The sequence below is a fragment of the Kitasatospora sp. MBT66 genome, assembly GCF_000710405.2.
Lineage (GTDB): Bacteria > Actinomycetota > Actinomycetes > Streptomycetales > Streptomycetaceae > Kitasatospora > Kitasatospora purpeofusca.
Genome location: NZ_JAIY01000003.1, coordinates 637,637 through 660,228 on the forward strand (window position 1 = coordinate 637,637; position 22,592 = coordinate 660,228).

The 22,592-nt window shown below is 71.8% G+C and carries 22 protein-coding genes; 11 read left to right on the forward strand and 11 right to left on the reverse strand.

Annotated elements, in window-relative coordinates; translation table 11 throughout:
* The 3 genes from BI06_RS04880 to BI06_RS04890 all read left to right on the forward strand — a co-directional run.
* On the forward strand, positions 1-390 hold a 390-nt coding region (locus BI06_RS04880; RefSeq protein WP_051740236.1), incomplete at its 5' end, for a GNAT family N-acetyltransferase.
* 103 nt (positions 391-493) lie between these two features.
* A complete protein-coding gene (locus tag BI06_RS04885; RefSeq protein ID WP_043465373.1) occupies positions 494-1,060 on the forward strand; it encodes a DUF4240 domain-containing protein in 567 nt (188 codons plus the stop codon).
* 166 nt (positions 1,061-1,226) lie between these two features.
* Positions 1,227-1,661, forward strand: a complete 435-nt coding sequence (locus BI06_RS04890; protein ID WP_043465375.1) for a YdeI/OmpD-associated family protein — start codon at positions 1,227-1,229, stop codon at positions 1,659-1,661.
* Between the two features lie 24 nt (positions 1,662-1,685).
* Here BI06_RS04890 and BI06_RS04895 read toward each other — a convergent pair whose 3' ends face one another.
* Complete coding sequence (locus tag BI06_RS04895; RefSeq protein WP_149030267.1) at positions 1,686-2,492, reverse strand: hypothetical protein; 807 nt, start codon at positions 2,490-2,492, stop codon at positions 1,686-1,688.
* 68 nt (positions 2,493-2,560) lie between these two features.
* Here BI06_RS04895 and BI06_RS04900 point away from each other — a divergent pair, with 68 nt between their 5' ends.
* Positions 2,561-3,076, forward strand: coding sequence for a DUF4265 domain-containing protein (locus tag BI06_RS04900; protein WP_149030268.1), 516 nt, complete (start codon positions 2,561-2,563; stop codon positions 3,074-3,076).
* 97 nt (positions 3,077-3,173) lie between these two features.
* Here the strand turns inward: BI06_RS04900 and BI06_RS04905 are convergent, their stop codons facing one another.
* Both BI06_RS04905 and BI06_RS45925 read right to left on the reverse strand, forming a co-directional pair.
* Positions 3,174-3,614 carry a hypothetical protein gene (locus tag BI06_RS04905; RefSeq protein ID WP_233290008.1) on the reverse strand — a complete coding sequence of 147 codons (441 nt, stop codon included), beginning with the start codon at positions 3,612-3,614 and terminating at the stop codon, positions 3,174-3,176.
* Positions 3,611-3,871 carry a phosphatidylserine decarboxylase gene (locus BI06_RS45925; protein ID WP_233290009.1) on the reverse strand — a complete coding sequence of 87 codons (261 nt, stop codon included), beginning with the start codon at positions 3,869-3,871 and terminating at the stop codon, positions 3,611-3,613. Before BI06_RS45925 ends, BI06_RS04905 begins: the two co-directional genes overlap by 4 nt.
* Positions 3,872-4,678: 807 nt before the next feature.
* Between BI06_RS45925 and BI06_RS04910 the strand changes: the two genes are divergently transcribed.
* Positions 4,679-5,179 (forward strand): hypothetical protein, encoded by a 501-nt coding sequence (locus BI06_RS04910; RefSeq protein WP_051740239.1) that lies wholly within the window; start codon positions 4,679-4,681, stop codon positions 5,177-5,179.
* A gap of 120 nt (positions 5,180-5,299) precedes the next feature.
* Complete coding sequence (locus BI06_RS04915) at positions 5,300-6,658, forward strand: hypothetical protein (protein WP_149030269.1); 1,359 nt, start codon at positions 5,300-5,302, stop codon at positions 6,656-6,658.
* 165 nt (positions 6,659-6,823) lie between these two features.
* Here BI06_RS04915 and BI06_RS04920 read toward each other — a convergent pair whose 3' ends face one another.
* From BI06_RS04920 to BI06_RS04930, 3 genes are read right to left on the reverse strand one after another with little or no spacing between them, the layout of a single operon-like run.
* A complete protein-coding gene (locus tag BI06_RS04920) occupies positions 6,824-7,279 on the reverse strand; it encodes an arsenate reductase ArsC (protein WP_051740240.1) in 456 nt (151 codons plus the stop codon).
* Positions 7,276-8,052 carry an aquaporin gene (locus tag BI06_RS04925; protein ID WP_051740241.1) on the reverse strand — a complete coding sequence of 259 codons (777 nt, stop codon included), beginning with the start codon at positions 8,050-8,052 and terminating at the stop codon, positions 7,276-7,278. The genes BI06_RS04920 and BI06_RS04925 overlap by 4 nt, the downstream gene beginning before the upstream one ends.
* Positions 8,049-8,426, reverse strand: coding sequence for a helix-turn-helix transcriptional regulator (locus tag BI06_RS04930; RefSeq protein WP_051740242.1), 378 nt, complete (start codon positions 8,424-8,426; stop codon positions 8,049-8,051). Before BI06_RS04930 ends, BI06_RS04925 begins: the two co-directional genes overlap by 4 nt.
* A gap of 270 nt (positions 8,427-8,696) precedes the next feature.
* Here BI06_RS04930 and BI06_RS04935 point away from each other — a divergent pair, with 270 nt between their 5' ends.
* Both BI06_RS04935 and BI06_RS04940 read left to right on the forward strand, forming a co-directional pair.
* Positions 8,697-9,917: a hypothetical protein gene (locus BI06_RS04935; RefSeq protein WP_043465379.1), complete on the forward strand. Its 1,221-nt coding sequence runs from the start codon at positions 8,697-8,699 to the stop codon at positions 9,915-9,917.
* Between the two features lie 170 nt (positions 9,918-10,087).
* Positions 10,088-11,083: an aldo/keto reductase gene (locus BI06_RS04940; protein WP_043465382.1), complete on the forward strand. Its 996-nt coding sequence runs from the start codon at positions 10,088-10,090 to the stop codon at positions 11,081-11,083.
* Between the two features lie 62 nt (positions 11,084-11,145).
* Here BI06_RS04940 and BI06_RS04945 read toward each other — a convergent pair whose 3' ends face one another.
* Entirely contained in the window at positions 11,146-12,792 is a 1,647-nt protein-coding gene (locus BI06_RS04945; RefSeq protein ID WP_051740243.1) for a condensation domain-containing protein, read from the reverse strand.
* Positions 12,793-13,131: 339 nt separating this feature from the next.
* Here BI06_RS04945 and BI06_RS04950 point away from each other — a divergent pair, with 339 nt between their 5' ends.
* The gene (locus tag BI06_RS04950; RefSeq protein WP_043465385.1) at positions 13,132-14,886 is read left to right on the forward strand and encodes a non-ribosomal peptide synthetase; all 1,755 of its coding nucleotides are present in this window, start codon (positions 13,132-13,134) and stop codon (positions 14,884-14,886) included.
* A 31-nt stretch (positions 14,887-14,917) separates the two neighbouring features.
* Here BI06_RS04950 and BI06_RS04955 read toward each other — a convergent pair whose 3' ends face one another.
* The 4 genes from BI06_RS04955 to BI06_RS04970 form a co-directional block, all read right to left on the reverse strand.
* On the reverse strand, positions 14,918-15,682 hold the full coding sequence (locus BI06_RS04955) for a hypothetical protein (protein WP_051740244.1): 765 nt from the start codon (positions 15,680-15,682) through the stop codon (positions 14,918-14,920).
* Positions 15,669-16,904 (reverse strand): condensation domain-containing protein, encoded by a 1,236-nt coding sequence (locus BI06_RS04960; RefSeq protein WP_051740245.1) that lies wholly within the window; start codon positions 16,902-16,904, stop codon positions 15,669-15,671. Before BI06_RS04960 ends, BI06_RS04955 begins: the two co-directional genes overlap by 14 nt.
* A 105-nt stretch (positions 16,905-17,009) precedes the next feature.
* Positions 17,010-17,759 carry a thioesterase II family protein gene (locus tag BI06_RS04965; RefSeq protein WP_051740246.1) on the reverse strand — a complete coding sequence of 250 codons (750 nt, stop codon included), beginning with the start codon at positions 17,757-17,759 and terminating at the stop codon, positions 17,010-17,012.
* Positions 17,752-20,310 carry a beta-ketoacyl synthase N-terminal-like domain-containing protein gene (locus BI06_RS04970; protein WP_051740247.1) on the reverse strand — a complete coding sequence of 853 codons (2,559 nt, stop codon included), beginning with the start codon at positions 20,308-20,310 and terminating at the stop codon, positions 17,752-17,754. The genes BI06_RS04965 and BI06_RS04970 overlap by 8 nt, the downstream gene beginning before the upstream one ends.
* A gap of 704 nt (positions 20,311-21,014) precedes the next feature.
* Here BI06_RS04970 and BI06_RS04975 point away from each other — a divergent pair.
* Both BI06_RS04975 and BI06_RS04980 read left to right on the forward strand, forming a co-directional pair.
* Positions 21,015-21,719, forward strand: a complete 705-nt coding sequence (locus BI06_RS04975; protein WP_030395280.1) for a thioesterase II family protein — start codon at positions 21,015-21,017, stop codon at positions 21,717-21,719.
* On the forward strand, positions 21,716-22,540 hold the full coding sequence (locus BI06_RS04980) for an SDR family oxidoreductase (RefSeq protein WP_030395279.1): 825 nt from the start codon (positions 21,716-21,718) through the stop codon (positions 22,538-22,540). Before BI06_RS04975 ends, BI06_RS04980 begins: the two co-directional genes overlap by 4 nt.
* Positions 22,541-22,592: the final 52 nt, after the last annotated feature.

A 22,592-nucleotide genomic window follows, 5' to 3' on the forward strand; every position in this document is an offset into this window, starting at 1 on the left:
CCGCTCACCGACAAATGGCGCACCACCTTCCGCGACGACATGCGGGAGCGCCTGGGCACCGACCCGAACCTGCTCTCCTACGTCGTGCCCACCGCAGACGGCCTCGCCGCGTGCGCCATCGGCATCGTCTACCACGGCTACCTCGGCCCCGCGTTCCCCACCGGCCTGTGGGGCCGGATCCACACCGTAGCCACCGACCCCGCCCACCAACGGCGCGGACACGGCCGCGCCGTCACCACCGCCCTCGTCGAAGCCCTGAAGGACCGCGGCTGCGGATCCGTCGAACTACGGGCCACCGCCGCCGGAGCACGCCTGTACCGCACCCTCGGCTTCGAGCCCCTCGACGGCTTCATGACCCTGCGCCCCGGCCCCGGCGGGTGGACGCGATGAGCGTCTTCCGCCTCGACGCGGAGAAAAGCCCGCCCGCGCCACGCCCTCCGCCGACCGTCCCGCCGAACCGCCGTGTCGGAGCCCGGTGGCATGCTCACCAGCCATGGACACCCAACTGTTCTGGAAGCTGATCGACGAAGCCCGCTCGCAGCTGCCCGCGCCGGACGACGGCGACGCCGTCGTCGAGCGGGCGACCGCACTGCTCACGCTGCGCCCGGCCCAGGAGATCGTCGCCGCTCAACAGATCCTCCAGGACCTGATGGCCGCCTCGTACCGGGCGCCCCTGTGGGGAGCCGCCTACGTGATCAACGGCGGCTGCTCCGACGACGGCTTCGACTACTTCCGCGGCTGGCTGATCACCCAGGGCCGTGGAACGTTCGAGCGCGTCATCGCCGATCCCGACGCACTCGCCGAACTCCCCGCAGTCCGCACCTCCGCCGCGGAGGGACTCGACCTCGAGTGCGAGATTGCCCTGAACATGGCCTGGTACGCCCACCGGACAGCAACCGGAGCGGACCTCCCCGACAACTCGTTCACCTCCCACCGTCCGGAGCTGGACCCGGACTGGGACTTCGACTTCGGGGACGGCGAGGAGCTGAGCCGTCGGCTGCCCCGTTTGGCAGAGCTCTACGCGGAACCGAACCAGGTCGAAGCGTCGACCCGTCCCTGAGCACCGTCCAGCGGGTCTCCCGAAGAGGCGGGACGAAAGCTGGGCCACACCACCCGGGCCGCTCCGTGTTGGTCTCCGTAGTCGGTACGGATGTGGGCCCGCCGCCAGTGCGAGAAGCTGTGGGTCGTGGCCGACACCGGCCGCACCGATCATCAAGGAGCGTGCCGTGAAGTTCCACACCCTCGTCGAACCGCCCGAGCCCATGCGGGGGCTGGAAGTCCCGCCCGAGGTGGTGGCGGCGCTCGGCGGCGGCGCGCGGCCGCCGGTGACGATCACCATCAACGGGCACTCCTGGCGAAGCCGGGTCGCCATCCTGCGCGGCCGCCATCTGCTCGGCCTCAGCAACGCCAACCGGCAGGCCGCCGAGGTCGAGATCGGCGAGGAGGTCGAGGTCGAGCTTGAGCTCGACAGCGAGCCGCGCGTCGTCGTGGAGCCTGCGGACTTCGCCCAGGCCCTGGACGACGACCCGGCCGCGCGCGCCGCCTACGACAGCCTTTCGTTCAACCGGAAGCGCGAGCACGTGCGCGCCGTCGAGAGCGCGAAGAAGCCGGAGACACGCCAACGGCGCATCGAGAAGGCCATCGCCTCCCTGCGCGGCTGATCCGAGACGGGAGGTGTGCCGCTGTCAGTCCTGATCCAGCCCCGGGTAGTAGCCGCGTTGGTACGTCGACAGGTCGAAGATCGCCAACTGGCCCGCACCCCGACAGATGGGGCAGACCTTCCTCGTGGCGCATTCGCTGCACCGGCTCCGGCGCTCGGACAGGCCGGACGTACGCATCACCCACCCGCGGCCACCGCACCCCGGGCAGCGCCCCGCACCGTCGCACTCGTAGCACAGGACATAACCGGGCGTGAGGGTCTCCGGCGTTCGCTCCGGCTCCGGCTCGTGCACCGGCTCCGGCGCAGTCGCCGACTGCCCGACCGGCTGCGGCGGGCGCAGCACCAGGGCCGGTGTCTGCCCCCGGAACACCACAGCGGGCGTGTCGTCGCTCGTCAGGACCCGGATGGTGCTGCCGTCCCGGTGGGCGAGAACCACCGTCCACAGCCTCCCGTCGTCGTCCTCCTGCGACACCGTGACCTCCCAACCCGCCGCGCGAAGAAGAGAGACCGCGCGGGAGGCCGTTCCGGCAGCGGTAGCGCTCGCCGGCCGGTTGCCCTGGTACATCGCCGAACAGTGGTAGCGGGACGGATCACTCCCGTCGGCGACCTTCGGCTCGCCGAAGGCCAGTCGGCGACGGTGGACACGAACGGTCAGATCGGTGATCAGCACGACCATCTGCTCGCGCAGCGACCGGCCCAGCCGGTCCAGTTCCTCACGCGCCGCACTCGACGTCACGTCCATGTCGACCCCCTGTCCCGGAACGTAACACAGCGCCGGCCCTCGCAGCCGGGATCGGCTCCGACGGCCATCTGCCGACGGAGCCACCTCCACGATTCCCTCCGTCCCGGAGTACTCGCGCTCGAAACCACACCGATGAAATGGGCGTCCGCTGACACGAGTTGCTGGAGGGCATCCACGAGCCACAGGATCGGCTGTGGAACGATCTCCGCATGACGTTCGATCCTCAGCCGCCGACCGGAACCCACATACGTCTTCTGGCCGGGCACATCGGCTCCGGGCAGCCGGTGTTCGAGGTGCTGCCGGCCCGCCCTGTGCGGTCGGGCCTTGTCGAGTTGACCGGAAGTCCCGGTCTGGTCCTCGGATGCGCGGCCGGTGATGTGCTGCGGGTCGCCGACGACGGCCGGTTCGAGGTTGTCGGACAGGGCGAGAACTGGTGCATCCAGGTGGCGGGACTCGGGCGCTTGAACCCCGACTCGTTCGCGGCGCTCAGAGACGCGGTCGCGGACCTCCCCGGCCTGGCCGAGGCGCCGCCGGATCTCCGCTTCGCCGTCGTCACTGTCGGCCGCGCGGTGGGCACTCCCACGATCGAGCGGGTCATGAACACCTGGGCCGCAGGCATCGACGGGGCCGAGTGGTGGTTCGGCAACGCAGATCAGGCGGTCTCCTCCGCCTGAGCGGGTGCGCCCGGACGGACGGTCCGGCGGCGGCGAACGCCGGTCGGCGCCCGCCACCAGCACCGGCCGCGTAGCCCCGTTGCGGTCGTTCACGCGTTCACGGTCGGCGCGCGTCGTAGTACCTGCGCAGCTGCGGGGTACGGATGGCCGGCAGTCTGACCAGGGTGTCGTTGTAGGCGCGGTAGTGGGATGTCAGCGGGTTCCGGGGGCGCGGTGGCAGGGGGTAGTCGTCCCGCAGAACGCCTGGGGGAAGGACCCCGGTGGCGGGCATCGGTGAGGTCTCGCCCGGGTACGCGAGGTACGACCAGACTCCGCTGTCGAGCGGCACCACGACCGCTGCTTCGTCGTCGGGCGGGCGCCAGGGCTCGCCCGTGAGCGGGTGGCGCGGGACGAGAAGCACATCCGGGCGAGGCCGGATCTCACGGATTCCCGGACCCGCCAGCCCCACGGTGCGGGCATCGGGCCCGGCCCCGGCGCGGCGGTGGCCGCCGACGGCATGACCGAGCAGTTCCGCGACGGGGCCGGCCGGGAGAATCACCGGGCGGCCCTCGGCGGCGACCACGAGGTGGGCCAGCGTGACCCCGACCGCGGCCTCCCAGCGGCGGCTCCACGACCCGTCGGGTCGTCGAACATGCTGTAGTCGAATCCGTAGCCGACGTTGCCCTCGTCGAGCAGTGCCGGGAAGTCCTTCATCCCGTAGTAGACGCCGCCGATGTCGTCCCGGGCCTCCACCACCTCGCCGCCGCCCGGGGCGTGGTACCGGTGGTAGGTGTCGGGCAGCAGGATGCACGACACGGCCGTCCGTGGCTCACGTGGTACTTCCTCAGCTGTACTGACCCCCCGGCGCGGCTGCGCCTTCACCAGTACGTCCCGGATCCGCGGAGGGTCCGTCCCCAACCCTCCTGTCCGTATGCGGTCGAACTCCGTGTGGCCGAACCCGCTCTTCCCACCGGAAGGCAGTGCGGGTGGTCGCGGCCCTCACCTCGAAGCATCGAGCCGACCGGACCCGTGCGGATGGACCCTCGTCCGCCCGTGCACATGGAGAGCCTCGTCCGTCAAGGGGCGGCACCGTGCCTCCTGGGGTGCCTCTGTTCTTTGACCGCTTCGGCCGATGTCCATAAATTGTATGAAGCACGCCGGGAAAACGGTTCTAGAATTCGCGACCCGGCCCCTGCTTTCAAATTTTCGGGAGGGGACAGAAAAATGCGTGGCCATCGATTCTCCAACGCGGCGATTGTCGGGGTGGTGGCGATCGGCGCCTTTGTGGCCGCCCCCGCAGCGGCATCCGCACAGCCGGCCGCCTGCTTCGTCAAGGCCGAGTTGGACGCGGGTCGGGGAAAGGCGACCTCCTGGTGCATCAGCCCTGGACCGCGGGACATGAAGGAGCATCGAGCGACGATCAAGTGTACCGTCGTACGCGGCCGGAACAATGCCCATGACATCACGCACACCGCATGGGGGCCGTGGAAGAAAATAGGCGAAGAGTCCGTCGCCAAATGCGGATTCAGCTCCAGTACGGCCGGTTATTCCTTCGAGACTCGTTAGCCATTCACGAATTATTCGCTTGCCCGGTGTGCAAGTGTCAGGAAAGGAGCCGGTCGAATGAACCTGGTGATCGGTGACCCGCGCCACGGGCGTGTGGAGATCTCCGTCGATCGCGAGCACGGGGTGGTCGATGTCAACTCGTCCTCCTTGCCGAACGCGACCGTCATGCGCCGCCAAGGGTCCATGGCCGGTGATCCGTCGCCGATCGGAACCCGCGATCCGAAGCAGTTGGTCCTGACGGTGGGGAGCGACTCGGGGCAAGTGTCCCCGGGAACGGGGTTCGCGACCCGCAGGTCGTACCGCATCCGGGTTGAATATCGCGATGCTTCCTACGAGTTGACTCCTCGTTCGGCGAACGTCAGTCGCTTCTCGCGGAACGGGGTCGAGCTGGCCACGTTCGACCGGGCACCCACGGGAGCAATGGAGGTCTCCTGGGCTCCCCAGGCCTCCATCACTCCCGGTGAGGCCGCGCTGGGCTACCTGCTCGTCGGCGCATACGGAGTGGGATCACCGGGCGTACTGAAGTCCATTGTCGGACACGGAGGGACACCTTTCTAAGGAATTTCTCAACACAAAGTGCTCGGTCGGTATATGCCGACCGAGCACTTTGGCACATATCCGAGGAAATTGATACAATCTGGTCCGTCCCGCCGGAGCACGGCAGAATCAGGCACCACCGTGGCGAACCCTCTCACCCCACTGCGGGCGACACTGGGCCTTTCACAGCCCGAGTACGCCAGTCTCGTCGCGCGCACGCACGACGACCTCGGCCTGGGACGGATGGCCGCACGCCGCGAGAAGGTGTCCCGCTGGGAATCGGGGCGCATCGTTCCCGAACACTCCGCCCAGCTCGCCATGGCTCATATCCACGGCGTTCCGGCCCGCGAGGTCGCGCGGCTCGGATGGCCGTTCTGGATGCACCTGGCCACCGGCGACGGTGTCCCCCTCGACGAGGATGCTCGCGCTGACCTGCGGCTGTACCTCCCCCGGGGCGGCCCGCGACTTGCCACGTCCGGGCGGCCGACGGGGTTCGCACTGCGGGGCGACAGGTTGGCCGCCCAGGTGCACGGGGCGCTGACCCGGCTCGCCGGCCCCCGGCCCGTCCTCGGACGTGAGGCAGCCGGGCGGGCTGTCGAGCGGCTCGACTGGATCGAGGCACGCATCGCGGCTCTGGAGGCGCAGATGCTCGCCAGCCTCCTCCCGTCCCGGTTGCTCCTTGCCGCGGCGCTCACGGAACACCGGCAGGTCGTCCACCTGCTGGCCACCGCGGGCCACTGCGGCGGCGCCGCGCGGCGCCTGCTTCTGCTCTCCGCCCGCACCGCCCTGCTGTGCTCCGGGTTCAGCTGTGCCCTCGGGGAACTGACCCGAGCCGAGCAGCATGCCCTCACCGCTGTCCGGGCGGCCGCCGCCGCGGGGGACTGCGGCATCTCGGCCACCGCCATGACCCAACTCGCCCGCCACCACCTGCTGGCGGGCAGCGCCGCCGATGCCCTCGGCCTCCTCCGCGCCGCCCGCACGGCCGCCCCCGACCTGCCGACGGCCACCGCGCTGGAGCTGCACAACTGCGAAGCCTCCGCGTTCGCCCAACTCGGCCGGGCCACCGAGGCCGCCCGGGCCCTCGACCTTGCCGCCGAGGCCTTCACCTCTGCGGAGGCGGACCGCGCGGCGACGGGTACTGCCACGGATCCCGATGCCTACCGCCGCTTCGTGGCCATCGGCCGGGCGTCGGTCTGGACCTTACTCGGCCGGCCCGGCAAGGCCAGGCCTCAGCTGGCCGCTCTGGCCAACAGTCTCACCGCGTCGGGCAGTTCCACCCCCTCCCCCTACAGCGCGCTCTGGTTCCTCTACGTCGTCAACGGGCACCTGGCGCTCGGTGAACTCGACGTCGCCGCCGACGCCGTCCACCGTGTCCGCGCCCTCACCGGCGAGCTGCCACCCGTCCTGGCCTCCGATCTCCGGCACCTTCTCGCCCCGCACCGCCACGAGCGCCTGCTGCGCGAGGCGGTCGACGACCTCGGCACCGCGAGCGCGCCCTGAACGAGCGCCCCAGGTGAAGCGCAGCAGGGGCTCCGGATCGGTCGACGGCGGGGCTGTGGCGTTCGAGGAGGACGACGTCGCGCCAGCGTCCGCGGTGTCGGCCGATGCGCGCGCGGATTCCGACCACCGGCCCGCTGCCGGCGGCGGCGGTGGTCGTGGCGGTGGCTACGCGGTGGCCCGGATGCCGAGGTCGGCGAGGAGGGCGCGGACGCGCTGCTCGATCCGGTCGCGGATCGGGCGCACGGCGTCGACGCCCTGGCCGGCCGGGTCGTCGAGCTTCCAGTCCAGATAGGTCTTGCCGGGGAAGAACGGGCAGGCGTCGCCGCAGCCCATGGTGATCACCACGTCGGAGGACTGGACCGCCTCGACGGTGAGGATCTTCGGGATCTCGGTGGAGATGTCGATCCCGACCTCGCGCAGGGCCTCGACCACCGCCGGGTTCACGGCCTCGGCAGGGGCGGAGCCGGCCGAGCGGACCTGGACGCGGTCGCCGCCGAGGCGGGTGAGGAAGGCGGCGGCCATCTGGGACCGGCCCGCGTTGTGCACGCAGACGAACAGCACGGACGGGACGGCTGGAACGGACGGGACGGGCGGGACGGGCGGGACGGCGGGAGTGCTCACGACAGAGGGTCCTTGATTCTCGGGGCGGGAAGGGCGGGGAGGGCGGGAGAGAGTGCGGGGTCGGCGGCCGGCCGGGACCGGGCCCGGGACCCGGGGCCGCCGAACAGCAGCACCAGCAGGCCCGCGCCGACGGCCAGGCCGACGAGCTGCGCCGCGACGAACGGCAGCACCGAGGCGGGGGCGATGCCGGCGAAGGTGTCGGAGAAGGCCCGGCCGATCGTCACCGCGGGGTTGGCGAAGCTGGTCGAGGAAGTGAACCAGTAGGCGGCGCCGATGTACGAGGCGACCGCGGCCGGGGCGAGGTGGGCGCGGCCGACGCGGGCCAGGCCGAGGATCAGCAGGACCAGGCCGGCCGTCGCGACGACCTCGCCCAGCCACAGGTGCGGTGCCCAGCGGTCGTGCGTCGACCAGGCGACCGGCGGCTCGGCGAACATCGTGTCCGCGAGCACCGCCCCGCCGATCGCGCCGGCGATCTGGGCCGGGAGGTAGGCCGCGACCTCGCGCGGGCCGGGTCCTTCCCCACCGCGGCGCGCGGTCCACCAGGCGGCCAGGGTCACGACCGGGTTGAAGTGGGCGCCGGAGACCGGGCCGAGCAGCAGGATCAGCGTCCCGAGGCCGAACACCGTCGCCAGCGAGTTGGCCAGCAACTGGACGCCGACGTCCTGGGAGAGCGTCGTGGCCTGGATGCCGGAGCCGACCACGACGGCCACCAGCGCGCCCGTCCCGACGAACTCCGCGGCCGCCCGGCGGCCGAGTGGGGCCATCGTGGTCATCTCGCGCCTCCGGCGGCGGCCGGGGCTTCCAGCAGAGCGGAGAGCCTGGCCAGGGCGGCGGGCAGCACCCAGTAGTAGACCCAGGTCCCGCGGCGCTCGGAGCCGACCAGGCCCGCCTCGCGCAGCACCTTGAGGTGGTGGGAGATCGTCGGCTGGGACACGTCGAACGGCCCGGTCAGGTCGCAGACGCAGGCCTCGCCGCCCTCGTGCGAGGCGATCAGCGACAGCAGTCGCAGCCGCACCGGGTCGGAGAGGGCCTTGAACATCTTCGCCAGGTCGACGGCGGCGTCCTCGCCCAGGGGCTCGCGGACCATCGGCGAGCAGCACACGGCCGCGTCGTCCTGGCCGAGCACCGGCAGTTGCAGATTCGACATACGTCTATATTGACATCTGTCTATGCGATGGCCAACAGGCACCCCCGACAGCCGTCGCTCCCGACAGCTGTCGAATCAAGCCCTCGAACCGTGCGCGAGCCGCCGGACCCCGCATGCGGCCCACCTCGGGCACTGCCCGTCCGACACGGTGACGGCGGGTCACCCGGAGTCGGCGACGGCCCTTCCGTCGAGTGGCGCAACGGTTGTTTGTTGGTGCGCGAACCGACCAAGGATCACCGTACCCATCCCCCACACCAGGGAGCACGGCTCATGGATCCCGTCTACTCGCGTCCGATCCGGTTCGGGGCGCTCACCCTCAGGTTCACCGGCATCCCGCAGGGCGGGCTCCGGTCCGACGGACCGAACGGCGAAGGATGGCGCGCCCTGGGCAAGGAAGCCGGCACCTGGATCCTGGAGGTGCGCGACACCGACCCGCGCAACGACATGGTCCGCCCCGCCGCCGACTGGGAGAAGCTCGGTGAGCTGCCGACCGGGGACGTGGTGTGGCGGATGGTCCCGCCGGACGGCTACCGGGCCTTCAGCGACTTCCTCCTCGCGCCGGGGCAGGACCCCCGGCACGGGACGGACGAAGAGTTCGGCTGCGTGAAGGAGAGCCACGACGGGTTCACCTACGCGCATCCGGCCGACGTGGCCGCACCCGTGACCGCCGGCCTGTGGCCCGTCGTCGCCCCCGGCCACTGGTACGGGACGAACGGCATCAGGATGACCCCCTCCGACACCGGCGGGTTCTGCTGGTCCCCGGGCCGCGAACCGGTCGGCCGGCCGCCCATGCACGTACTCAACCTGCCCATCGGCACCCGGCGGGGCACCGGCTCGCGGAAGCCCGTGATGGACGGCTTCAGCAGGCCGGTCGACGTCACCAACTGGGCCAGGGAACAGGTCGTCACGGTCCCGTTCCCCGCCGTGAAGGACCGCGACAGGAGCCTGCTCCGGCAGGTCCGCAAGTCCCCGGTCTACACGATCCAGCGCGACGCGCAGTACAGGCTGGAGAAGTACATCGACAACGAGCACCGCGACACCGCGCAGAGCGTGGGCTACAGCATCACCAAGGGCGTCACCCAGGCCCAGAGCGACACCTGGCGCGCCGGGGTCGGCATCTCGGTGACGGCGAAGGGGGGCATCGGCATCGGGGCCGCCGGGGCCGGGCCGAGCGCGACAGTCTCCGTCGAACTCGGGTACTCGTCGGCCACCGGCGTGAGCGAGCTGGTCAGCCGCACCGACACCGGCGTCCTGAAGGTCCCCGGCCGCCACGCCGGCGCCGTGTACTCGGTGACCCACCGGCTCACCGCCTTCCGGGAGGACCGCACACCCGTCGGCGGCGCGGCCGGACACCTGACGTTCACTCCCGACCAGGACTACTGCTTCGTCCAGTACCCCGAGGCCGACAGCGACCGGAACAGCGTCGAGAAGCTCTCCCTCGGCGAGGGCGTTCCCGGGAACCGGCACGGTGATTTCCCGGATTCCTTGTGAAGGGAATGGAGGGAAACGGAGCGGACCGGTTTCGCGGTTCCGGGCGGCTTTTCGCGAAAGGTGGTGGGATTGTCGGCCATCGTCGACCGGGCACTTGCGGCGAACTCCGCGGCCTTGCCACCATGAAGTGTTGTTCGTTCCGCCACTGATCCCGTCGTAGGAGGAACATCTTGAAGTACGTCAAGCTGGGCTCGACCGGCATGGACGTGTCGCGGATCTGCCTGGGCGCCCTGAGTTTCGGAACACCCGGCAAGGGCGTCCACGGCTGGACCCTGGACCTCGACCAGGCCCGGCCCATGATGCTGCACGCCCTGGAGTCCGGGGTGAACTTCGTGGACACCGCGAACGTCTACTCCGCCGGGAGCAGCGAGCGGATCGTCGGTCGGATTCTCCGCGAATACGGCCGCCGTGACGAGATCGTGCTGACCAGCAAGGTCAATGGACGGACCAGGCCCGGGCCGAACGGCGTGGGGCTGTCCCGCAAGGCGATCATGAGCGAGATCGACAACAGCCTGCGCAGGCTCGGCACCGACTACGTCGACCTCTACCAGATCCACCGGTGGGACCCGGTGACGCCGATCGAGGTCACCATGGAAGCCCTGCACGACGTGGTGAAAGCGGGAAAGGCGCTGCACATCGGCGCGTCGTCGATGTGGGCCTGGCAGTTCGCCAAAGCCCAGTACACCGCCGAGCGGAACGGCTGGACGCGTTTCAGCACCATGCAGAACCACTACAACCTGATCTACCGCGAGGAGGAGCGGGAAATGCTTCCGCTGTGCGAGGACCAGGGTGTCGGCGTAATTCCCTGGAGTCCGCTGGCCAGGGGGCGGCTCGCGCGGAAATGGGACAGTGTCAGTGCCCGGAGCGAGACCGACGAGTTCGGCAAGATTCTCTACCGGGACAACGACCGCGAGATCGTCGACCGGCTCGGACAATTGGCCGCCAAACGTGAACTGCCGATGGCGCAGCTCGCCCTGGCCTGGCTGCTCTCGAAGCCGGCGGTCACCTCGCCCATTGTCGGCGCCACGAAAATGAGCCATCTCCAGGACGCCATCGACTCGCTGGACGTGGAACTCGACGCCGACGAGATCAATTTCCTCGAGGAGCCGTACCAGCCGCACGAGGTCTCCGGGCATCCCATCACGGAACTGCCCGGCCAGCACTGAGCGGTCGCCGGGACGGGGGCGGATGGGCGGTGACGCCACCCGCCCCCGTCGTCGCGTCGGGCTCAGTCCCGCGGCAGCACCGGTTCGTCCAGGGCTTCGGGGAACCGGGCCAGCAGGCCCGCGAGCCGGTCGGCCAAGTCCCGGGCGCCTTCGGCCCCGAGCTGGTCCCCGCGGTGGGACACCAGGCCGATCAGCCGGCCTTCCAGTTGCACCATGGTCACCGTCAAGCCGAACTTGGCGTAGTCGCTGCGCAGTTCGTCGATCAGCAGCGGCGTCAGCCGCGCCCCGTCCAGTACGGCGACGTGGTCGTCCAGCAGGTTCATGTTCAGCGTGACGTTCACAAAGGGGGTGTGGCCGAACCGCCGGGCGGGCTTCACGTGGTTGAGCACGTCGTCGAACTCCACGGCCTGGTGCTCCAGCGCGCCCAGCGCCTCGCCGCGCATCCGCAGCAGTACGTCCAGCACCGTGCTGTCCGCCGTCACCCCGGAGCGCAGCACGGCGGTGTTGAGGCTCGGGCCGAACAGTTCGGCGAAGCGGGGGTGGTTGCGGTTCGCCGTCGGGGATCCGAAGGTGACGTCGTCGAGGCCGGTCCACCGGTGCAGGGCCACCGCCAGCGCGGTGGCGGCCACCATGAACCAGCTGACGCCGTGCTCCGACTGCACGGCGCGCAGCGAGTCCAGCAGCCTTGCGGGCAGGGGCAGTCGGAACGCCCCGTTCGGCTCCGGCCGCTCCGGCGCGGGCAGCGGCGTGTCCGGGGACGCCCCCTCCAGCGCCGACTCCCAGTACGCCAGATCGGTGCGCCAGGAGGCGCTGTCCCGCTGCTCCCTCTGGTGGGCGGCGAATTCGCGGTACTGGACGACCTGGCGCGGCCGGTCCGAGGTCGCGCAGCAGCGGTCGAGTTCCGCGAGCAGCACGGGTATCGACTCCCCGTCGATCACCAGGTGGTGCACGCAGAGCAGCAGCAGTTGCCGCCCGTCGGCGAACTCTCCCAGGGCGGCGCGCAGCAGTTGTCCGGACTCCAGGTCGAACGGCAGGCGCAGGGCGGCTTCCAGCCATTCCGTCACGCCGTCGGGGATGTCGGTGGCGTCGTCGATGGCGTCGGTCGTGTCGTCGGTGGTTTCGTCCGGGGCTTCGCCGAGGTCGAGCAGTTCCAGGGGCGGCAGCCAGGGCTCGCGCAGCCGCACGGACCACCCGTCGTCCTCGTCGACGAACCGGGTGCGCAGGATCTCGTGCTCGGCCACCAGCCGTCCGAGTGCGACGCGCAGCCGGTCGGGGTCCAACCGGCCCGCCACCGACCAGGCGAGCGGTACGTGGTTGCGGACGCTCGGATCGATCTGCTCGGCCAGCCAGATCCGTCGCTGGAACGCCGTCATCTCCAGGGGGACGTCCGGGGGGACAGCGCCCGTGGAGACAGCGCCCGTGGGGACAGCGTCCGGCGGCGGCGCGGTGGTCGGCGCCGTGGGCAGCGCCAACCCCACGACGTGGTCGGTGAACTCGCCCAGCCGGGAGTATTCGAACAGCGACCGGATCGGGATCCGCACCCCGAACCGCTCCCCCGCCGCGCGCACCAGGGTGCCGGCCATCACGGACTGCCCGCCCAGGGTGAAGAACGAGTCGTCCGGCCCGATCCCGCCCTTCCTCAGCACCTGTTCCCACACGGCGGCCATCCGGCGCAGCTGGCCGGGCGGAGTGTTCGGCACGGAGTCCATGGGTGTGGCGTCCCCTCATCTCGCGGTGTGAGAGACCTGTGCGGGCGATCGATCCGTTCACCGGTAGGTCCGGCGACCGGTCCGGCGGCGCACGCGGCCCCGTACGGGGATCCCGGCCGCGGTGCGGAGGCGCGGGCCGGTGCAGTGGTACGGGCCGGTGCGGCGGTGCGGGGCGTCTGCCCGTCCTTCGGCCAGGCTACCGTCCTGACCGGGACGCGACAGCGGCTGAGCGATACCTGGCCGGCAGTCGACCACCCCTGACGTTCGACAGGATGACGCGGCCCCGGAGCCGTGATCGGATCGGACCTCTGTGAGCGACCCGACCGCGGGGGGACGAGGATGTCGGACCACGACCTGTTGCACACCCGGGTTCTCGAAGGCGCGCCACCGGCGGCCACGGCCTGGCTCGACAGTGCCGGACGGCCGCTGAGCCACCGGGAGTTGGCCGAGCGGTCCGGTCGGCTCGCGAGGCGCCTGGTCGACGCCGGAGCCGGACCCGGCACGCGGGTCGCGTTGTTCCTGGAGCGCGGGGCCGACATGGCGGTCGCCGTACTCGGTGTCCTGCGCGCGGGTGCGGCGTTCGTACCGCTCGGTCTGCAGGAACCGGCTCCTCGGCTGGCACGGATCCTCGCGGGCTGCGCACCGGCCGCGGTGCTGGTGCACGACGCGACCGCGGCCCGGTTCGGGGACAGCAGCGGCATCCGCACGCTCGGCGTCGACACGGAGGGCGATGGGTTACGGGCGGCCGGGCCGACGACCGTCGTCGCCCCCGACGATCCCGCCTACGTCCTCTACACCTCCGGATCGTCCGGCACTCCCAAGGGCGTTGTGGTCGAGCACCGCAACCTCGCCCCGCACCTGGAGTGGCTCGCCGAGCGGCTGCCGCTCGGAGTCGGCGACCGGGTGTTGCAGGTGGCGCCCTACACCTTCGACGCCTCGCTCACCGACTTCTTCTGGCCGCTCGCTGCGGGCGCCACGGTGGTCTCGCTCGCCGAGGGCGACCACCAGGACCCGCTCGCCATCGCCACCGCCCTCGTCGAGCACGGGATCACCGCGGTCCGACTCCCCCCGGCGATGCTGTCGTTGCTGCTCGACGAGCCGGAGTTCCGGAAGGCGACCGGCCTGCGCTACCTGATCAGCGGCGGGGACCGGCTGCCGACCCCCGTGGCACGCCGTATCGTCGAACTGCTGCCCGACGTGAGGCTGTTCAACCGGTACGGGCCCACCGAGGCGGCCGTGGCGGTCAGTTACCACGAGTTCGACGCCGGGACCGACACCGGGCCGGACGTGCCGATCGGCCAGGGCGTCACCGGGGCGGAGCTGCATGTCTCGCCCGACGGGGAGCTGCTGATCGGCGGCGCCTGCGTGGCGCGCGGCTACCTCGGCGACACCGTGCTCACGGAGCAGCGTTTCGTCCAATTGCCCGGCCTCGGCCCGGTGTTCCGCTCCGGCGACCGGGTCCGGACGACGGCCGCGGGCGCGCTGGAGTTCCTCGGCCGGGACGACGACCAGGTGCAGGTCAACGGACACCGGGTAGAGATCGGGGAGGTGGCGTCCGCCCTGCGCGCGCATCCCGACGTCCAGGACTGCGCGGTCCTGCCCCAGGGCCACGCGCTCGCCGGGTTCGTGGTGGCCGCGCCGGACCGGCGCTCGGCGGACGGGATCCACGCCCACCTGCGGGGCCGGCTGCCCGGCCACATGGTCCCGAACGTGATCGTGTTCGTGGACCGGCTGCCGGTGACCGAGCGGGGGAAGGTGGATCTCGCGGCCCTGCGCGCCCTGCACGCCGCGCACGGCGCCGAAGCGGCGGACGGCGCGGAGAGCGCGGACGGCCCCGCACCCGCCGAGGACGGCGACCCGGTGCGGGAGGTGGTCCGACGCGTGTGGTCCCAACTCCTCGGCGGGATCGAACTGCGGGAGGACGACGACTTCTTCGAGCGCGGTGGGCACTCGCTGCTCGCGGTCCAGGCGGTCGGCCGGATCCGCAAGGAGCTCGGCCACCGCGTGCCCCCGCGGATCATGTTCGAGAGGACGACCCTGGGTGACTTCACCGAGGAGGTCACGAGGATCGTCGCCGCCGCCGGGGGCCGGTGAGCCGGGCCGGTGAGCGATCAGGGCCGCACCGTCAGACGTGGAGCGCCGGACGGCCACCCTCCTCGAAGCGTCCCGGAACCCGCGCCGGCGCCCGCCCGGGAATGAGGCCGAGATGCACCGGGCGCACCAGGTCGAACTTCAGCGCCAGCGTCACCACCGTGTCCCGCTTCCACGCCCGGGTCATCCCGCGCGGGGCCGTGGTCCCGAGCTTCTTGACCAGGTAGTCGATGTGGTAGTTGACCGCCGACCGGCCGAGCGGCACGCCGCCTGCGGACAGCCGGGCCGACACCTGTGCCGGGGTCGGCACCGCCGCCGCGCCGCAGTCCCGCAGTCTCGGTTCGCACAGGCAGACCAGCACCTGGAAGTACCGGCTCTCCTCGTCCAGCAGCGGGAGCGCGCCGCCGTCCGGCTCGACGGCGGTCCGGTGTTCCCGGGCTTCCGGGACCTCCGGGGCGTACACCGTGAAGCTGTTGCTCCCGGCGCCCACGGTCAGCGTCACCCGGCTGAGCTCGAAGGGGATCGGCACCCCGGCCCGGCCGGCCCGCACCTTCACGTACTCCCCCGCCCCCTCCAGGTTCTCCACGCAGTAGGTGCCCGCCGCAGCGCAGTTCGACATCAGCCAGTAGTCGCCGAACGCGTCGATCCGGCCGGCGGTCAGCGCCCGGTCGGTGCCGAGGGTGATCTCCCCGGCCCGCCAGCCGAAGCACACGCTGTCGCCGTCGGGCAGTTCCACGGCCGGTGACCGCCCGTCGAGGCTGATCAGCACCGAGCGGGCGGCGGGTTCAGCCCGCGACACGGCCGACCTCCGTGAAGGACGCGCCGAGCGCCTCGGCGATCGCGGTGGCGTCGGCGCCGGGGACGATCAGCGGATCGTGGTCGATGCGCAGCGACAGCTCCGTCCCTTCGTGGACGGCGGTCACGATCACCGGGTCCTCCATCCGGTGGCCCGGCGGGTACCTGAACCGGCCGGGCACGCCGTCCAGCACCGGTGCCGGACGGCGGGTGAGGTCGACGAGGGTCAGTACGAGGTCGAGGTGGCCGGTCCACGGCGCGCGGCTCGCCCTGGCGGCCCGGACGACCTCGTCGAACGGGGTGTCGACGAATTCGAGGTCCTCCCACCAGGCCTCGCGGACGCCGTCGCCCTGCGGGTTGGCCAGCACCGTGTTGATGAAGCAGCCGACCACACCCGCCCCGTCGGGGCTTCCCCAGGTGTAGGCGACCGGCGCGGTGCCCGGTGTCCGGGTCAGCGCCGTGTGGCAGGCGGCCAGCAGCGCCGGGAAGGGCCGGTCCGTGGCCGCCCCCGGCAGTGCGACGCGCTGCCAGGCCGTGGCCTGCCCGCCGCGTTCGCCCGGCTCCCGGCCCCAGCGGCCGGGCCCGGCGTCGCGCACCCGGGAGGTCCAGTGCGCCAGCGCCTCCGGCCCGCTGGCCTCGTGCTCGCGCTCCAACTGCCGCTCGACCGCCTCGCGGTAGCGGGACAGTTCGGCGGCGGCCGCGGACTCCGGCACCTCCTCCCCGCTCCGGTAGGCGGACATCAGCTCCTCCAGGACCAGGCCGGTGGACTCGCCGTCGCAGACCAGGTGGTCGAACCCGATGGCGAGCAGGTCCCGCCGCTCGTCCCTGGCCAGGACCGCCCGGAACGGGCCCTGCCCGGCGGACCGGTCGTCCAGCGCCGCCCACGCGGCGGCGTCGGCGTCGGGGGCCGCGGTCTCCCGCACGAGCGGCCCCTCGGGGACCGGGCCGATCCGCAGCAGCGGCACCCCGTCGACCGTGTCTGCCGCCCCGCGCAGGGCCGGGTGCCGCCGCAGGACCGACCGGGCGGCCCGCTCCAGCCGCCCGGTGTCCAGCAGGCCGGGCGGGAACTCCAGGAAGACCGGCAGGATCCGCACCCGTTCGTGCGGATCGGCGGACCTGGTGTGGTGGAACCTCCGCTGCGCGCCGGTCAGCGGCATCAGCCCGGCGGCTCCCCGGTGGACGTTCGCGTAGTGCTTGAGGTAGGTCCTGGTGATGCTCCGGTGCACGGCTCTGCCTCCATGGTGTCGTCCCACATCCGAATTCCTGTCGACAAGCCGCGCGGGGCCGCGCCGGCGGGCGGCATCCCCCGCCGGCGCGGCCCCGCGCCGCTCTCACCTGGCCGTGCTCCGCTCGGTCCGGATCAGGTCGGCGCGCACCGTGTCGCCGAGCAGCCGGCCGAGGCCGTCGAGGTCGTCCCGGGTGTGGAAGTGACCTCCCGCGCGCTCGTGCGAGGCGAAGGCTCCGTCGGTGAGGTCCCGCCAGCCCGCCGTCCACTGCTCGCCCTTCGGCTCCTCCGCGCCGGCGAGCGCGGTGACCGGGCACCGCAGCCGGGGGCCGGGCACGTGCTCGTAGGTCTCCAGCACCTGGAGGTCCGCGCGGTAGCAGGCCAGCGCGGCGGCGAGCAGGTCCCGGTCGGCCCCGGTGGCCGCGGGCAGCGGGCCCCAGCGCCGTTCGATCTCGGCGTGCAGCCCGGCATCGTCCAGCAGGTGCAGCGGCGGGTCCGACACGGACAGCGGCGGCGCCGGACAGGACGAGACGAAGAGCCGGGTCGGGCTCGTGCCCAGGGCCCTGGCCACCTCGAACGCGACGAGCGCGCCGAGGCTGTGGCCGAACAGGGCGAACGGCGGGGTGAACCGCACCTTCGCGAGGATCTCCCGCACCAGCTCCGGCATCGCGGTGAACGCCTCCGCGCCGAGGTTGTGCGCCCGGCCCGGCGGCTGGACGGCCACCAGCCGCAGGCCGGGCGTGTAGGCCGCCCAGCGCGCGTACTCCCCCGCCGCGCCGCCCGCGTGCGGGAAGCAGTACAGGGTGGCGACGGCGGTGGCCGGCGCGGGTCGCTCGATCACCCGGACCTCAGTCATGGCGCACCGCCGCGTCGCGCAGCTGCTCCTCGACCAGGGCGGTGAACTCCCGTACCGACGGCGCGTCGTACATCGCCCGCACCTCCAGCCGCACCGGCAGCAGCTGTTCGAGCCTGCCCATCAGCTCGTTCGCGACCAGCGAGTCCCCGCCGAGGTCGAAGAAGCTGTCCTCCGGGTCGACCTCCGGCAGTCCGAGCATCTCGGTGAACAGCATCGACACCGTCCGCTCGGTGTTCGGCCCGGCCTCGGGGGCGGACGGGGACGGCTGCACGACGGGCCCCGCCTCCAGCAGGTAGGCCTGCCGCTGGAACGGATAGCCGGGCAGGGGAACCCTTCGCGCCGGCTCCGTGCGGGCCGCGGCCCAGTCGATCGACAGCCCGGCGAGCCACAGTTCACCGAGTGCCGCCAAGGGGTCGGTGACCGGGACGACGAGGTGCTCAGGCGTCCACCGCGGGTGCTCCCTCAGCCTTGCGGCCGTCCCCGGGTCGCCGAGGTCGAGGAACACCCGGCCGGGGGTGTCGAGTGCGGAGCCGATCGCGGCCTCGTCGCTGTCCGGGCCCAGTGTGAGGTCCGGGGCCGGGCCGAGGGCCTGCCAGTGCCGCACCCGCTCGGCGTCGACCGTCCGCGGCAGCACCAGTGCCACGGCCCGTCCGTCCCTGGCGTGGTCACCGTCGACCAGCCGCTCCGGGGCGCCCCCGCCGAGCACCCGCAGGGCGTCCTGCCGGTCGCGCACCACCGCGAACCGGCGGTACCCGTGCAGCCGCCTGCCGACCTGCAGGGTCCAGGCCACGTCGCGCAGTTCGAGGTCCGGACGGTCGGCCAGCCGGCCGGCCACCCGGGCCGTCAGCTCGTCCAGCGCGGCCGGGGTGTGCGCGGACAGCACCAGCAGCTGGTGGTCCTCGGCCCCGGCACGCGGCAGCGGTGCGGGCGGCTGCTCCAGCACGATGTGCGCGTTGTTGCCGCCCAGCCCGCGGGCGGTGAGACCGGCCCGGCGCGGCTGCCCGACGGGCGCCCACGGTGTGGGCTCGGTGACCACGACGAACGGGCCCGCCGCGAAGTCGATGTCCGGGTTCGGCACGGAGTAGTGCAGGCTCGGCGGGACGGTGCCGCGTTCCACGGCGAGCACCGTCTTGATGAACCCGGCGATGCCGGCGGCGGCGTCGAGGTGCCCGATGTTGCCCTTCACCGAGCCGAGCAGGCACGGCTCCTCGCGGGGCTGCCCGTCGTCGAACGCCTGGTTCAGCCCGGCTACCTCGATCGGGTCCCCGACCCGGGTGCCGGTGCCGTGCGCCTCGAGGTAGGTGATGGACGAGGGCGTGACGCCCGCGGCGCGCTGAGCCGCCCTGACCACCTCGACCTGGCCCCGGACTCCCGGCGCGGTGAAGCCCGCACGGTCCCTGCCGTCGTTGTTCACCGCGGAACCGCGCAGCACGGCATGGATGTGGTCGCCGTCGGCGATCGCCTCGGACAGCCGCTTCAGTACGGTGATCCCGCACCCCTGGCCGCCGACCACCCCGTCCGCGGCCGTGTCGAACGGGCTGCAGACGCCGGACGGCGAAGTGATCCCGCCCACCCGGTAGTTGTCCAGCTCGGCCGGCAGCCGCACCGAACTGCCGCCCGCCAGCGCGAGATCGCACTCCCCGGCGAGCAGGGCACGCGCGGCGAAGTGCACCGCGTACAGCGAAGTGGCACACGCCGCCTGGACGTTGGCGGTCGGCCCGCGCAGCCCCAGCTTGTAGGCGATGCGACTGGCCAGGTAGTCGCTGGTGGTGCCCATCAGGATGTCCCAGGTGGTGATCGACTGGTCCTCCCGCTGCCTGGCGCGGAGGGTCTCCGTGTAGGAGGACAGGCTGCACCCGGCGTAGATGCCGATCAGGCCCGGGAACCGGTCCGGGTCGTAGCCGGCGCCCTCGATCGCCTCGACCGCGCACTCCAGCAGGACCCGGTGCTGGGGGTCGGTGAGCAGGGCCTCGCGCGGGGTGTAGCCGAAGTAGCCCGCGTCGAACCACTCCGGCTCCCGCAGCAGGCCGCGCGCGGGCACGTACTCGCGCTTGCCTCCGCCGGGGCCGGGGATGCTCTTCGGGGGGAACCGGCTGATGCTGTCCACGCCGGACACCAGGTTGTCCCAGAACTGGTCGGCGTCGACCGCGTCCGGGAAGCGGCAGGCGAGGCCGATGACGGCGATGTCCGTGTCACGGACCTCCCCCCGGACCGTATCGCGGTCCGAACTGCCTTCTGCCACGAGGCCGTTGTCCTGCCGGCTGGTCGTACTGGCGGCTGCCGTGCCGACCTTCGCCGTGCCGCCCGGGGCCGATCCGTCGAGGAAAGCGGCGCACGACCGGATCGTGGAGTGGATGAACAGTTCGGGCAAGGTCGGACGGACACCCGTGCGCTCCGCGATCTGCGCCCGCACCAGCTGCATGAGCATCGAGTACCCGCCGACTTCGAAGAAGTTGTCGAGTACGCCGACCTCGTCGAGTTCGAGCACATCGCACCAGATCTCGGCGAGTATCCGCTCGGTCCGGGTGACCGGGGGCTGGTGGATGCTCATCGCCTCACACTCCGGCCGTGCCCGTTTTCATGATCAGTGAATATCGCCCAGCGCGAAGAAGTCATCACACCACCCGGTCCGATAAATCCCGTAAACCCTGGAAGCTTTCCCGATGCACTCCGTGGTGATCCACCATAACCGCGAGTATAAGCACGCCGGCTCCGGCCGGAACAAGCTCCATCACCGTTTGTCCGCCGTCCCATCACGTATTTGACAATGTCTCATGTGGTGCCTCCGACTGTAACTCTGCGGTGGATCGGAGCAGCGGCGGGGAGGATTCGGCCGGCCACGCCGTATTTCCTGCCGGGCGGTGGGCGGCGGAGGGCCGGGCACCACGTGAGACACCGTGCTCCGGACGCGGACCTCCCGGACGGAAGGACCGAGCTGGGCGAACGCCGGGCCGGACAGCGCGGGGGGCGGTTCGTCGACACTCCAACAAGTGGTGATCCCGGGTGAACACACGGACGGGAGCCGAGGTTTGCGGGGGGCCGGGTGATGGGTAGCCCGAGTGCCGGCGGCGCCGAACCGGCAGTCCGTTCGGCGAACCCCCGACCGGGCGCCGCGGACCGACAGCTGCCGTCGAATACCGGCCACCGGCACCTGCGGATCGTGGTCGGTGGAGCCGTCCGTGGGTTACGCTGCCGGGCAGCACCGGGACTTGGTTATCAGGAAACTTCGTGAATGACGAAGAAGGATGAGGGCCCATGAGTGCACAACCGACGGTTCTCGCCTGCCTGCCTTTCGCGGGCAGTGGCGCCGGTTTCTTCCGGGAATGGGAAAAGCTGGGAATACCGGATGTGACGCTGCTCCCGGTCCAGTTGCCGGGGCGCGAGGAACGATTCCTGGACGACCCGTTCACCGGGGTCGCCGACGCCGTCGCCGAGCTGACACCGAGGATCCTGGCCGACGCCGGGGACCGGGCGGACCTCGCCCTGTTCGGGCACAGCCTCGGCGCGGTGCTCGCCTACGAGATCGCCAGGGAACTCGAGCGGATCGGCCACCCCGGACTGCGCCACCTGTTCGTCAGTGGATCGCCGGGCCCGCACGACGGGCGGACCGAGCGGGCCACCGGCCTGGCCGACGAGGAGTTCATCGCCGGGGTGCAGAGGTTCGCCGGCTACCGGCACGCGGCCTTCGACGACCCCGAACTCGTCGAGGTCCTGCTCCCGATCCTCCGCGCCGACGTCGAACTGCACGAGAACTACCGGCCGATCGGCACCGAGGCGCTCTCCGTACCGGTCACCGCCCTGCGCGGCGAGCGGGACGAACTCGTCTCCCGTGCCCAGGCCGAACAGTGGGCCGGGACGACGAGCGGCCCGTTCTCCTACCGCGAACTCCCCGGCGGCCACATGTACTTGGTCGACGATCCGGAACGGCTGCTGCTTCTGACGGTCGCGAGCACGAGGTGAGGCTGACCGGCAAGGCCGTGATCGTCACCGGCGCGGCCCGCGGCCTCGGCCGTGCCTGCGCGCTCAGGTTCGCCGAGGAGGGAGCCGACCTGCTGCTGCTGGACATCGCCCGGGACCTCCCCGACGTGCCCTATCCGCTCGGCTCGTCCGGCCAGTTGGAGCACACGGCCGCCCTGTGCGAACGCGCCGGCGCCGCGACCGTGACCGCCGCCGTCGACGTCCGGGACTCCCGGCAGTGCGCGCTGGCGGTCGACCGGGCACTCGACCGGTTCGGCACGGTGGACGTGCTGGTCAACAACGCCGGAATCGCCTCGCCGTCCGGGAAGATCGCCCACGACATCACCGAGCGCGAGTGGTCGCTCATGCTCGACGTGGACCTCTCCGGTGCCTGGCGGATGATGAAGGCGGTCGCACCGGTGATGGTCGACCGCCGGGCCGGCAGCATCATCAACGTCTCCTCGACCGCGGGCACCGTGGGGTACCGGCACTTCGCGAGCTACGTCGCGGCCAAGCACGGGCTGATCGGACTGACCAGGGCCGCGGCGCTCGACTACGCCCCGATGCGGGTCCGGGTGAACGCGCTCTGCCCCGGGTCGGTCCGGGACGATCCGGTGCTGGAGGGCCGGATGCTCGCCGAGATCGCCCGGTCCCTGGAGGTCCCGGTCACCGAGCACGAGCAGATCTTCGTCCGGGACCAGCCCATGAACGCGCTGATCGAGCCGTCCGACATCGCGGGCGCGGCCCTGTGGCTCGCGGCGGACGATTCCCGCCAGGTCACCGGCAGCGTGCTGACCGTGGACGGCGGCTTCACGTCCCGGTGACGCCCGACGGCGCCCGACGACTCCTGATTCCTCCCGATGACCGCGACGACTC